Genomic DNA, 12,432 nt, shown 5'->3' on the forward strand with positions numbered 1-12,432 from the left:
AGTATGCAGAATGAAATGATTAATGTGCTGATCGTGGAGGATGAGAGCGAGCTTGCCGCCCTCCATGCGGAGCTTATCGATAAGCACCCTCACCTCCATCTGGTTGGCATTGCCAGCAGCCTGGCCGCCGCCCAGCGCCTGATGCGCGAAAAGCAGCCTCAGTTGCTGCTGCTGGACAACTATTTGCCCGACGGCAAAGGCCTCACGCTGTTCGGCAGCGACCTGCTCAAGCAGTATCCGTGCTCGGTCATTTTCATTACCGCCGCCAGCGATATGGATACCTGTAGCCAGGCCATCCGCAGCGGCGCGTTTGACTACATCCTGAAGCCCGTTTCGTGGAAGCGTCTGAGCCACTCTCTGGAGCGCTTCGTACAGTTCAGCCAGCAGCAGCGCGAATGGAAAGTGGTCGATCAGCAAAACGTCGATAAGCTTTATGAACTACAGGCAAGAAACGCCCCGCTCGACGCGGGCAGCAAGGGGATTGAGGAAAATACCTTAGAGTTGGTGCAGCGCCTGTTTCGCGAGGGCGAAGCGCAGCGCTGTTTTTCAGTGGACGACGTGGTAAGCGAAACCAAACTGAGTAAAACCACCGCCCGCCGCTACCTGGAGCACTGCGTCGAAAAAGGTTTTCTCAGCGTAGAGATGCTGTACGGCAAAATTGGTCACCCCCGCCGTTTATATAAGCGCAGCTGAGCGGATAATTTATCCGCTCTACGTCGTTATCCCAGCACGGTTACCGCATCCTGCAGGCGGGTAGCGCGGTGTTTAACCATCGCTGAAACCTGCGCACCTTCTTCCACCAGCGCGGCGTTTTTCTGAGTGATGGAATTTAATTCCGCCACCGCGCGGGTGATATCCGCCAGACCATCGGCCTGTTCCGAAGTGGCATGGCTAATCTGTCCGAGAAGCTGGGTCACATTTTGCACCTGAGCCACGATGTCCTGCATGGTTCGGCCCGCCTCGTGAACCTGTACCGTGCCCGACTGTACCTTGCTGGCGCTGGCGTCGATAAGCTTACGGATATCGTTGGCCGCGCTGGCGCTGCGCTGAGCCAGATTGCGAACCTCACCGGCAACCACCGCAAAGCCTTTGCCCTGCTCACCGGCGCGGGCCGCTTCTACCGCCGCGTTAAGCGCCAGAATATTGGTCTGGAAGGCGATGTCGTTGATAAGGGTGGTGATAGAGCCGATGCGCTGCGTGCTGTCTGCGATATCGTCCATGGTGGTCACCACGGTTTCCATCGCGTGGCCGCCCTGGGTGGCTGCATCGCTGGCGGAGCTGGAAAGTTTGTCTGCCGCCGCCGCGGTTTCCGAGTTGGTTTGTACCGAAGCCGCCATTTGGTTCATGGTCGCCACGGTTTGCTGCACGTTGACCACCGTCTGACGGGTACGCTCGTTAAGATCGTCATTACCTTTAGCCATGGCTTCACTGCCGGTACGCACGTTTGCCACCTGGCTGCTGACATCATTAATCAGCCAGCGGCACATCAGGCCAAGCTGGCCGATAGAGCGCAAAATGGTGCCAATTTCGTCGCTACGCTGTAGGTGCTTAACGCGATGGCTGTTGCCGGTCGCGACTTCCAGCGCCTGGCGTTTAACGTTTTCCAGAGGGCGTGCGATTTGCCACTCCAGCAGGATACAGGCGAGTGCGGTAAACGCCGTAATGGCCAGCATTTGCAGCGGGTTCTCGCCGAACGCAAAAGCGGCGGCCATCAGCAGCACAAACAGCCCGCCCATCAGCCCGCGAATACGCCAGCGCAGGGAAAGCGTCGGCAACTTGCCGAACAGGCCTTTGCGCAGTACCAGGCCTTTGTAAACGGTCTTGTTGCTGCGCCCTTCGTTCAGAGCCTTATACAGCGGCTCGGCGGCGGCAATTTCTTCCGGCGTGGCCTTGGTGCGAATCGACATATAGCCGGTCGTTTTGCCGTTGCGCACCACCGGTACGGCATTGGCCCGCACCCAATAATGGTCGCCATTTTTACGGCGATTCTTCACGATGCCGGTCCACGGCTCGCCCTGTTGCAGGGTAAACCACATGTCGGCAAATGCCGCTTTCGGCATGTCGGGATGCCGCACGACGTTGTGTGCAGCGCCGCTCAGTTCATGAAGCTGGTAACCGCTGACCTGCACGAAGGTATCGTTAGCGTGGGTAATGTAACTTTGCAGATCGGTGGTGGACATCAGGGTCGTATCGTCATCGAGCGTGTATTCGCGCTGGGTGACCGGCACATGGGCGGACATAGCAACTCCCTTTGAGAGGTTATCCAGATGTTAATGCTTTAGTGGTATCTATGTTATGTCGGCGCAGTGAAATTTTACTTTAGTTAAAAAATTTGATATTGATCGCACTTCCAGGTATTAGCCACAATATTAATGAGACTAGCTTAAGCATTGCATTTTAAATAGTTTCAATATGTTATTACTTGTTCACCTCTCTTTGCTGGCACCTGAACTGAGTGCTGCTGTTTTCGCCAGCGTTTGTTCATCGGCACACTACACTTACAGAGGGAATTTTTACCCCCGCAAGGAAAACTCGAGGATAAAAAATGTTAAAAAGGAAAAAGAAAGTCAGGCCGATTAAGGTCAGTGATGTCACTATCATTGACGATGCGCGCCTGAAAAAAGCCATCACTGCCGCCTCACTCGGTAACGCGATGGAATGGTTTGATTTTGGTGTTTATGGTTTTGTTGCTTACGCCCTGGGTAAAGTCTTCTTCCCGGATGCCAGCCCAAGCGTGCAGATGATTGCCGCGCTGGGGACCTTCTCTGTTCCTTTCCTGATTCGCCCGCTGGGCGGCCTGTTCTTTGGGATGCTAGGGGATAAATACGGTCGTCAGAAAATTCTGGCTATCACCATCGTCATCATGTCGCTCAGTACCTTCGCCATCGGGCTTATCCCGTCTTATGCCACCATCGGCATCTGGGCACCTATCCTGCTGCTGCTGGCCAAAATGGCCCAGGGCTTCTCGGTAGGCGGCGAATATACCGGGGCGTCTATCTTTGTGGCCGAATACTCACCCGACCGAAAACGCGGCTTTATGGGCAGCTGGCTGGACTTCGGTTCAATAGCCGGATTTGTCTGCGGCGCGGGCGTCGTGGTGCTGATTACCGCGATTGTCGGCGAGGAAAGCTTCCTCGAATGGGGCTGGCGTATTCCGTTCTTCCTGGCGCTGCCGCTGGGCATCATCGGCCTCTACCTGCGCCACGCGCTGGAAGAGACTCCGGCGTTCCAGCAGCACGTTGAGAAAATGGAACAGGGCGACCGCGAAGGGCTGGCCGAAGGGCCGAAGGTGTCGTTTAAAGAGATTGCCACCAAACACTGGCGCAGCCTGCTGGTGTGTGTCGGTCTGGTGATTTCCACCAACGTAACCTACTACATGCTGCTGACCTACATGCCGAGCTACCTCTCCCATAACCTGCATTATTCGGAAGAGCATGGGGTGCTGATAATCATCGCCATTATGGTAGGGATGCTGTTCGTACAGCCGATGATTGGCCTGCTGAGCGACCGTTTTGGCCGCCGTCCGTTTATCTTACTCGGCAGTCTCGGCCTGTTCCTGCTGTCCATTCCGGCGTTTATGCTGATTAACAGCAACGAAATTGGGCTGATTTTTGCCGGTCTGCTGATACTGGCGGTGGTGCTGAACTTCTTTATCGGCGTAATGGCATCCACTCTACCGGCGATGTTCCCGACCCATATTCGTTATAGCGCCCTTGCCAGCGCCTTTAACATCTCGGTGCTGATTGCGGGCGTGACGCCTACGCTTGCGGCCTGGCTGGTAGAAACTACCCAGAACCTGATGATGCCTGCTTACTACCTGATGGTCGTGGCGATTATCGGCTTTATCACCGCCATCACCATGAGAGAGACGGCGAATAAACCGCTGAAAGGCGCAACGCCGGCGGCCTCTGATATTGCCGAAGCTCGTGAGATTGTTCAGGAGCATCACGATAATATCGAGCAGAAGATTGAGGACCTGGATAAGGAAATCGAAGACTTACAGGCGAAACGTACCCTGCTGGTGCAGCAGCACCCGCGCATAAACGAGTAGTTTTTCCCTCCTGACTAAGGGGTACAGGGAAAGAATGAGAAAGCCTCCGCCTTTGCGTGGAGGCTTTTTTTTGCGCCTTTTCCCTGCGAGGAAAACTGAAGGAATGAGGATTCTCAGCACTTTATGGCATTGGATATATCGTATATTTATATGCAAAGCGCAATTTTGACTTTGTGAATTGCGATAACTCACCTAACGTAAATACACTTAGAAAAAGCCGATAAAAAACACAATTTACAGGGTGCACACATGCAAAGAAAAGTTCTGCCATTACTGCTGCTTGCCGCGCTGTCCGCGGCTTCTCATGCCGCCACGCCGCCGGATACCCTGGTTGTCGCTCAGGGGCTGGACGATATCGTCAGTCTCGACCCGGCCGAAGCCAACGAGCTTTCCAGCATTCAGACCGTGCCAAGCCTTTACCAGCGCCTGGTGCAGGCCGACCGTACCGACCCGGCTAAAGTTGTGCCGATTCTGGCCGCCAGTTGGGAAGGCGATGCCGCCCATAAAAAGCTGACTATTAAGCTGCGCCCGGATGCCAAATTCGCCTCCGGCAACCCGCTGCGCCCGGAAGACGTTATTTTCTCTTACACCCGCGCGGTGACGCTGAACAAGTCCCCGGCCTTTATTCTCAACGTGCTCGGCTGGCAACCGGATAACATCGCAAACCAGCTGAAAAAGGTCGATGAGCACACGCTGGAAGTACACTGGACGGCGGACGTCAGCCCGGCGGTAGCGCTGAATATTCTCTCCACGCCAATCGCCTCCATCGTCGATGAAAAGGCGGTAGAGCCTAATGTTAAAGCTGGCGACTTCGGTAACGAGTGGCTGAAAATGCACTCCGCCGGTAGCGGCCCGTTCAAAATGCGCGTCTATCAGCCGCACCAGGCTATCGTGCTGGACGCCAATCCAACCTCGCCTGGCGACGCGCCAAAAGTTAAAAACATCATCATTAAAAACGTGCCCGATCCGGCCGCTCGCCGCCTGCTTATCCAGCAAGGTGACGCCGACATCGCCCGTGATTTAGGCTCTGACCAGACCAGCGCTCTGGAAGGTAAACCGGGCGTGAAAGTGCTTAGCATTCCGAGCGCCGAGCAAAACTATCTGGTATTTAACGTCGGCAATAACGCTAACCCACTGCTGAAAAACCCGGCGCTGTGGGAAGCGGCTCGCTACCTCGTGGACTACCAGGGGATTACTAAAGATCTGCTGAAGGGCCAGTATTTCGTGCATCAGAGCTTCCTGCCGGTCGGTTTCCCGGGCGCGCTGGAGAACTCACCGTTTAAATTTGACCCGGCTAAAGCCAAAGAGATCCTCGCCAAAGCGGGAATTAAAGACGCTCACTTCTCTCTGGACGTGGAAAACAAGCCGCCGTTTATCACCATTGCCCAGTCCATGCAGGCGAGCTTCGCCCAGGGCGGCGTGAAGGTTGATTTACTGCCAGCCGCCGGTAGCCAGGTTTACGCCCGCGTTCGCGCCAAACAGCACCAGGCGGCGATTCGCCTGTGGATCCCTGACTATTTCGACGCCCACTCCAACGCCAGCGCCTTCGCCTATAACGACGGCAAGGCCAGCACCGTTGCCGGACTGAACGGTTGGCAGATACCAGAGCTGAGCAAGCAAACGCTGGCGGCAGTTGCCGAAGCTGACCCGGCCAAACGCAAAACGCTCTACACCAAACTGCAGGAAGAATTGCAGCGTAGCTCCCCGTATGTGTTTGTTGACCAGGGTAAAACCCAGGTGGTGGTCCGCGATAACATTAAAGGCTACCAGCAAGGTCTGAATGCGGATATGGTGTATTACGACAACGTCACTAAGTAATCAGACAACCCTCACTCTACTAAGATTGTTCCCCTCTTCCTGACCGGGAGAGGGCTGGGTGAGGGTTTTATTACCCTCAGCGCATAAAAAGAGTACCCCATGTCCGAAGTTTCGCCTTCGTCGCACCGCCTGCGGCGACCGCTGCTAACCCTGCTGCAGGGGATATTTACCCTCGCGCTTACCCTGCTCGGCCTGCTGCTTATCACCTTCGCTTTGTCCGCCCTTTCACCGGTCGACCGGGTGCTGCAAATTGTCGGCGATCACGCCAGCCAGTCCACTTACGATCAGGTTCGCCACCAGCTCGGGCTGGATCAATCGCTTCCCGTCCAGTTCTGGCACTATCTGGTGAACCTCGCCCATGGCGATTTAGGCACGGCAAGCTCCACCGGCCAGCCGGTGCTGCACGACCTGCTTGCCGCCTTCCCCGCAACCCTGGAGCTGGCTACTCTGGCGCTGATTATCGGTAGCGTACTCGGCGTGCTGTTTGGCGTGCTCTGCGCGCGCTTTGCCGGTTCACCGTGGGATTTAGCGGTTCGCACCTTTACCCTGCTCGGCAACTCGGTGCCCATTTTCTGGTTAGGGCTGCTGATGCTGGCGTTATTTTACGCCCGCCTGCAATGGAGCACTGGCCCCGGCAGGCTGGACGATATTTACCAGTACAGCGTCGAAGCCAAAACCGGCTTCGTGCTGATTGATACCTGGCTTTCCGGCGACAAAGGCGCGTTTATCAACGCCGTCAGCCACATGATTTTGCCGGTGCTGCTGCTGGCCTATTACTCGCTTGCCAGCATTACGCGCCTGACGCGCACCGCCTGCCTGAGCGAAATGAACAAAGAGTACATCACCCTGGCACGCGCCAAGGGCGCCGGTGATATGGCCATCCTGTTCCGCCATGTATTGCCTAATATTCGCGGCACGCTGCTTACCGTTATCGCCCTCGCCTATACCAGCATGCTCGAAGGCGCGGTGCTGACGGAAACCGTCTTCTCCTGGCCGGGCATTGGCCGCTATCTCACTACCGCGCTGTTTGCCGGTGATACTACCGCCATCATGGGCGGTACGCTGGTGATTGGCGTGTCGTTTGTGATTATCAATAACCTGACCGACATTCTGGTGCGCGCCACCGACCCGAGGATCCGCTAATGCCGTTTTCTCTTTTTCTGCGACGCATGCTGCGCTCCCCGGCCGCCCTCAGCGGGCTGCTGATTATCGCCGTGCTGGTGCTTATCGCGATTTTTGCCCCGCTGCTGGCCCCGTTTGATCCCAACTGGCAGGACGCTGCGGCTCGCCTTCAGGCCCCGAACGCCCATCATTTGCTGGGCACGGACAGCTACGGCCGCGACCTGCTTTCTCGCCTGCTGTACGGCACCCGTCCGGCGCTTGGCCTGGTGCTGCTGGTCACGGTCATTACCCTGCCGGTGGGCCTGCTTATCGGTATTCTTTCCGGCTATTACGGCGGCTGGCTTGAGCGGATCCTGATGCGCTTTACCGACGTGGTGATGTCGATGCCGCGCCTGATTCTGGCTTTTGCTTTCGTGGCGATGCTCGGGCCAGGGCTGGTTAACGGCGCGCTGGCGCTGGCTTTGACCACCTGGCCTGCCTACGCACGCCAGGCCCGAAGCGAAATTCAGCGGCTGCGCCATAGCGACTATCTCGCCGCCGCCGAGATGATGGGCATTAAAGGATTACGCCTGCTGGGCGGCCATATTCTGCCGCTTTGCCTGCCGTCGGCCATCGTGCGCCTGGCGCTGGATCTGGCGGGAATTATTCTGGCAGCCGCCGGGCTTGGCTTCCTCGGCCTGGGCGCTCGCCCGCCGATGTCGGAATGGGGCGCGATGATTGCCGACGGCATGCAGGTCATTTTCGACCAGTGGTGGATTGCCGCAATCCCGGGTACCGCCATTCTGCTGAGCAGCCTGGCATTTAATCTGCTGGGCGACGGCCTGCGTGATGTACTGGAGCCGCAACATGACTAACAGAATTAGCGTTTCGGGGCTGAATATCGACTATCCGGGCAGCCGTGTGGTCAGCAACCTCTCTTTTACACTGGGCAACGAACGCCTGGCGCTGGTGGGCGAATCAGGCTCCGGCAAATCAATGACCGCCAGAGCGCTAATGGGCCTGGTGCGTAAGCCCGGCAAGGTGAGTGCGGAGCAATTGAACCTGCTGGGGCATGATCTGCTGGATATGAATGCCCGCGCCTGGAACCAACTGCGCGGGAGCGAGATTTCGATGGTGCTGCAAGACCCGCGCTATGCGCTGAACCCGGTGAAAAACGTGGCGCAGCAAATCGACGAAGCGCTGCGCCTGCATCAGAAATTGTCTTCCGCAGAGCGCCGCGAGCGTTGCCACGAGCTGGTGCGCTCAGTTGGCCTGCCGGATGCGGTACTCGCGCGCTACCCTGGTGAGCTGTCCGGCGGTATGGGTCAGCGCGTGATGATTGCCATCGCGCTTGCTAACAATCCTAAAGTGCTGATTGCCGACGAACCCACCTCGGCGCTGGACGCCCGCCTGCGTAACCAGATCCTTGAGTTACTCGTGGCACAGTGCGAGCAGCGGCAAATGGCACTCCTGCTAATCAGTCATGACCTGCCTCTGGTAGCGGAACACTGCCAGCGCGTGCTGGTGATGTATCAGGGCCAGAAAGTGGATGAAATGGAAGCCAGCAAGCTACCGCAGGCAGAGCATCCTTACACCAGAACGCTCTGGACCTGCCGACCGAATGCGGACACTTATGGGCATATGCTGCCGACGCTGAACCGCGGTGAATTCCAGCAAGGAGAAACGAATGGCGCTCGTTAATGTCAGCGGCCTGAACGTACAGTTTGCGGCAAAAGGCGGCGTAAAAACCGCCGTGGCCGGTGCCAGTTTTGGGGTTGAGCAAGGGGAAACCTTTAGCCTGATAGGCGCTTCCGGCTGCGGAAAATCGACTATTCTGCGCGTGCTTGCCGGTCTACAGCGCGAGTGGCACGGTTCCGTGGCGCTGCTGGGTAACAACATCGCTCCCGGCAAACGTTTTCAAGGTGCGCTGCGCCGGGATGTACAGATGGTTTTTCAGGATCCTTATGCCTCGCTGCACCCGAATCACACGCTCTGGCGCACGCTGGCCGAGCCGCTGAAGATCCACGGGGAGAGCAATATTGAGGCGCGGGTGGAAGAAGCATTAAGCCAGGTGGGCCTCCCGGCGGACGCGGCTAAACGCTACCCGCATCAGCTTTCCGGCGGCCAGCGCCAGCGTGTGGCGATTGCCAGAGCGCTGCTGTTGCGCCCAAAAATTCTGCTACTGGACGAGCCAACATCGGCGCTGGATATGTCGGTACAGGCCGAAATTCTTAACCTGCTAAACCGCCTGAAACAGCAGCACGGCATGACCTATTTGCTGGTCAGCCACGATGCGGATGTGATTGCCCACATGTCCGACCTGGCGGCGTTTATGGCAAACGGCGTCATTGAACGCAGCTTCGACCGCGCTGCGCTGGTTGCCGGTGAGCACCGGATGGAAAACTCTGCCCCTTAACAGTGCATAGAGGTGAACTTCAGCGCTTCCTGCTGCAAATTCCGACAGCAGGAAAGCACGCAAAATGTAATCCGATGTGATTAATTATTGCACAGCATGATATTTAAGGAGGTTTATCCCGATTTAGCTTACGGAACGCTACCTGGCGCAATCCCTGCAATACTTATCCTGTGTATCGCGTGATACGCCACATCCAGGAGCACATTTTGAACAGGTTACCTTCCAGCGCCTCGGCCCTTGCCTGTACGGCGCACGCATTGAGCATTATCGAAAAGAAGTCACTCAGCCATGAGGAGATGAAGGCGCTAAACCGGGAAGTTATCGACAGCTTCCAGCAGCATGTTAATCCGGGTTTTCTTGAGTATCGCAAGTCCGTTACCGCCGGTGGGGATTACGGAGCCGTAGAGTGGCAGGCGAACAGTTTAAATACGCTTGTCGACACCCAGGGTAAGGAGTATCTCGACTGCCTGGGCGGGTTCGGCATTTTTAACGTGGGGCACCGTAATCCAGCCGTTGTTTCCGCCGTACAGCACCAGCTTGAAAAGCAGCCGCTGCACAGCCAGGAACTGCTCGACCCCCTGAGGGCAATGCTTGCTAAAACGCTTGCGACGCTGACCCCGGGTAAACTTAAATACAGCTTCTTTAGCAACAGCGGGACGGAGTCGGTTGAAGCGGCAATAAAACTCGCTAAAGCCTATCAGTCGCCACGCGGTAAATTTACCTTCATCGCTACCAGCGGTGCGTTCCACGGTAAATCTCTTGGGGCTTTATCCGCCACCGCAAAATCCACATTCCGCAAACCTTTCATGCCTCTGCTGCCTGGCTTCCGCCACGTACCCTTTGGCAATATCGACGCGTTACGCAGCCAGTTCAGCGAATGCCGTAAAACCGGGGATGACGTAGCCGCGCTTATTCTGGAACCTATTCAGGGCGAGGGCGGCGTTATTCTGCCGCCACAGGGCTACCTGCCCGCCGTACGCCAGCTTTGCGACGAGTTTGGCGTATTGCTTATTCTGGATGAAGTACAAACCGGGATGGGGCGCACCGGCAAAATGTTCGCCTGCGAGCACGAAAACGTGCAGCCGGATATTCTCTGCCTGGCTAAAGCGCTTGGCGGCGGCGTGATGCCGATTGGCGCAACGGTTGCGACAGAAGAGGTGTTCTCTGTTTTGTTCGACAACCCGTTCCTGCACACCACCACGTTTGGCGGCAACCCGCTGGCCTGTGCCGCGGCGCTGGCGACCATTCACTACTTGCTGGAAGAGAATCTGCCCGCTCAGGCCGCCCAGAAAGGGAGATTCTTGCTGGATGGCTTCCGCGCGTTGGCCCGTGAGTTCCCGGATCTGGTGGTTGAGGCTCGCGGCCAGGGGATGCTGATGGCAATTGAGTTCCGCGATAACGACATCGGCTATAACTTTGCCAGCCAGATGTTCCGCCAGCAGGTGCTGGTTGCGGGCACGTTGAATAACTCAAAAACCATCCGCGTGGAGCCGCCTCTGACCCTGACGCTTGAGCAGTGCGAACAGGTGCTGGGCTGCGCTAAGCGTGCGCTTGTGACGTTGCGCGTGACGCAGGATGAAACGGCTGAAGCGCAGGAAAGCTGATTGACCCTCACCCCAACCCTCTCCCTGAAAGGGAGAGGGAGTTTTCAGCTCCCACTTTGCTTTATCCCATCTTCCCTCCGGGGAGAGGGCCAGGGTGAGAGGCAGCCCTTAAGGCAGCAGTCCGATAAAACTCCGCTTCTTGCGCGGCTCCGACATCATCTCATCCAGCTTCTCAACGCAGGCCAGATAGTGCGGGGTTTTCTTATGCGCCAGCACAGCTTCGTCATCCTGATAAGCTTCGTAAATAAAAAACCTCGTGGCAACTTCCGGGTCCTGCAACACGTCAAAACGCAGATTTCCCGGCTCTTTAATCGCCCCTTCGTGATTGGCGCGGAACACTTCCAGAAACTCGTCCACGCGTTCGGGCTTAATGTTTATCTCTACCAGCGTCACGTTCATGCTTTCACTCCCTGATGTTTTGCTTCAAGCCATAGCTGATAAGCCTCCCGGGCGGAAAAGTTTTCGTGAACCACCTTTTTCACCGCCTGTAGCATGGCGAGCGGGGCTTCTGACTGGAAGATATTGCGCCCCATATCCACGCCGGACGCGCCCTGATCTATCGCCTTAAAGCACATCTCCAGTGCTTCCAGCTCCGGCAGCTTTTTGCCTCCGGCGATGACTATCGGCACCGGGCAGCTGGCCGCAACTTTCTCAAAGCCTTCTTCTACAAAGTAGGTTTTCACGAACTGCGCGCCGAGCTCAGCCGCAATGCGGCTCGCCAGCGAAAAATAGCGGGCGTCACGCGTCATCTCTTTGCCAACGCCGGTAACCGCCAGCGTAGGAATGCCGTAGCGGGTGCCTTCATCCACCAGCTTGATGATGTTGTTGATCGACTGGTGCTCATATTCGCTGCCAATATAAATTTGCGCCGCCACCGCGCAAGCGTTCAGGCGCAGCGCATCTTCCATAGTGACGGCCACGCTCTCGCGAGAGAGTTCGCTAAGAATTGAGTTCCCGCCGGAAGCCCTAAGCACCACGGGTTTGTTGGTGGCCGGAGGCACTACGCTGCGCAGGATGCCGCGGGTACACATCAGCACATCGGTTTCAGGAAACAACGGAGCTATGGACAGGTCGATACGTTCCAGCCCGGTGGTCGGCCCCTGAAAATAGCCGTGGTCAAAAGCCAGCATCACGGTGCGCCCGGTATCCGGGTTGAAAATTCGCGCCAGCCGCGACTGCATGCCCCAGTCCAGCGCGCCGCTACCCTTCAGGTAAAAGGCCCGGTTCTCCTGCGGATGGCCAATGCCGAAGTCTTTTCCGTCTTTGATGTCATCCAGATCTGCCATGATGTCCTCTCCCGGAATTCGTCTTTGAATAACAGATAGTGTTCAAAAACTTAGTCATGGATCGGCGATTGCAACCGTGCAGCGATCACAAAACATTCAAATAGATCGGTCAGATCGCTCGCTATGGCTAAGAGTTTATCTATTGAACGGATGACG

The 12,432-nt window shown here is 56.7% G+C and carries 11 protein-coding genes; 8 read left to right on the forward strand and 3 right to left on the reverse strand.

The window, feature by feature from the left end:
• Positions 1-3 precede the first annotated feature (3 nt).
• On the forward strand, positions 4-693 hold the full coding sequence (locus FOC35_RS06155) for a response regulator (protein WP_172568447.1): 690 nt from the start codon (positions 4-6) through the stop codon (positions 691-693).
• Between the two features lie 26 nt (positions 694-719).
• On the opposite strand, the gene FOC35_RS06160 is transcribed toward FOC35_RS06155, so the two are convergent.
• Positions 720-2,240, reverse strand: coding sequence for a PAS domain-containing methyl-accepting chemotaxis protein (locus tag FOC35_RS06160; RefSeq protein WP_016534698.1), 1,521 nt, complete (start codon positions 2,238-2,240; stop codon positions 720-722).
• 305 nt (positions 2,241-2,545) lie between these two features.
• On the opposite strand from FOC35_RS06160, the gene proP reads away from it, so the two are divergent.
• The 7 genes from proP to ygjG all read left to right on the forward strand — a co-directional run bounded on the left by proP (position 2,546) and on the right by ygjG (position 10,990).
• The gene (gene proP / locus FOC35_RS06165; protein WP_172568448.1) at positions 2,546-4,051 is read left to right on the forward strand and encodes a glycine betaine/L-proline transporter ProP; all 1,506 of its coding nucleotides are present in this window, start codon (positions 2,546-2,548) and stop codon (positions 4,049-4,051) included.
• Between the two features lie 249 nt (positions 4,052-4,300).
• Positions 4,301-5,869, forward strand: coding sequence for an ABC transporter substrate-binding protein (locus tag FOC35_RS06170; RefSeq protein WP_172568449.1), 1,569 nt, complete (start codon positions 4,301-4,303; stop codon positions 5,867-5,869).
• A 99-nt stretch (positions 5,870-5,968) separates the two neighbouring features.
• Positions 5,969-7,012 carry an ABC transporter permease gene (locus FOC35_RS06175; protein ID WP_172568450.1) on the forward strand — a complete coding sequence of 348 codons (1,044 nt, stop codon included), beginning with the start codon at positions 5,969-5,971 and terminating at the stop codon, positions 7,010-7,012.
• A complete protein-coding gene (locus tag FOC35_RS06180; RefSeq protein ID WP_172568451.1) occupies positions 7,012-7,845 on the forward strand; it encodes an ABC transporter permease in 834 nt (277 codons plus the stop codon). The genes FOC35_RS06175 and FOC35_RS06180 overlap by 1 nt, the downstream gene beginning before the upstream one ends.
• Complete coding sequence (locus tag FOC35_RS06185; RefSeq protein ID WP_172568452.1) at positions 7,838-8,671, forward strand: ABC transporter ATP-binding protein; 834 nt, start codon at positions 7,838-7,840, stop codon at positions 8,669-8,671. The genes FOC35_RS06180 and FOC35_RS06185 overlap by 8 nt, the downstream gene beginning before the upstream one ends.
• Positions 8,658-9,386, forward strand: coding sequence for an ABC transporter ATP-binding protein (locus FOC35_RS06190; RefSeq protein ID WP_172568453.1), 729 nt, complete (start codon positions 8,658-8,660; stop codon positions 9,384-9,386). The genes FOC35_RS06185 and FOC35_RS06190 overlap by 14 nt, the downstream gene beginning before the upstream one ends.
• A gap of 206 nt (positions 9,387-9,592) precedes the next feature.
• A complete protein-coding gene (ygjG, locus tag FOC35_RS06195) occupies positions 9,593-10,990 on the forward strand; it encodes a putrescine aminotransferase (RefSeq protein WP_216845781.1) in 1,398 nt (465 codons plus the stop codon).
• 108 nt (positions 10,991-11,098) lie between these two features.
• Here ygjG and lsrG read toward each other — a convergent pair whose 3' ends face one another.
• Positions 11,099-11,389: a (4S)-4-hydroxy-5-phosphonooxypentane-2,3-dione isomerase gene (gene lsrG, locus FOC35_RS06200; protein WP_172568455.1), complete on the reverse strand. Its 291-nt coding sequence runs from the start codon at positions 11,387-11,389 to the stop codon at positions 11,099-11,101.
• Positions 11,386-12,276, reverse strand: coding sequence for a 3-hydroxy-5-phosphonooxypentane-2,4-dione thiolase (gene lsrF, locus FOC35_RS06205; RefSeq protein ID WP_172568456.1), 891 nt, complete (start codon positions 12,274-12,276; stop codon positions 11,386-11,388). Before lsrF ends, lsrG begins: the two co-directional genes overlap by 4 nt.
• Positions 12,277-12,432: the final 156 nt, after the last annotated feature.

It is taken from the genome of Cedecea sp. FDAARGOS_727, from assembly GCF_012273235.1.
Classification (GTDB): domain Bacteria; phylum Pseudomonadota; class Gammaproteobacteria; order Enterobacterales; family Enterobacteriaceae; genus Cedecea; species Cedecea davisae.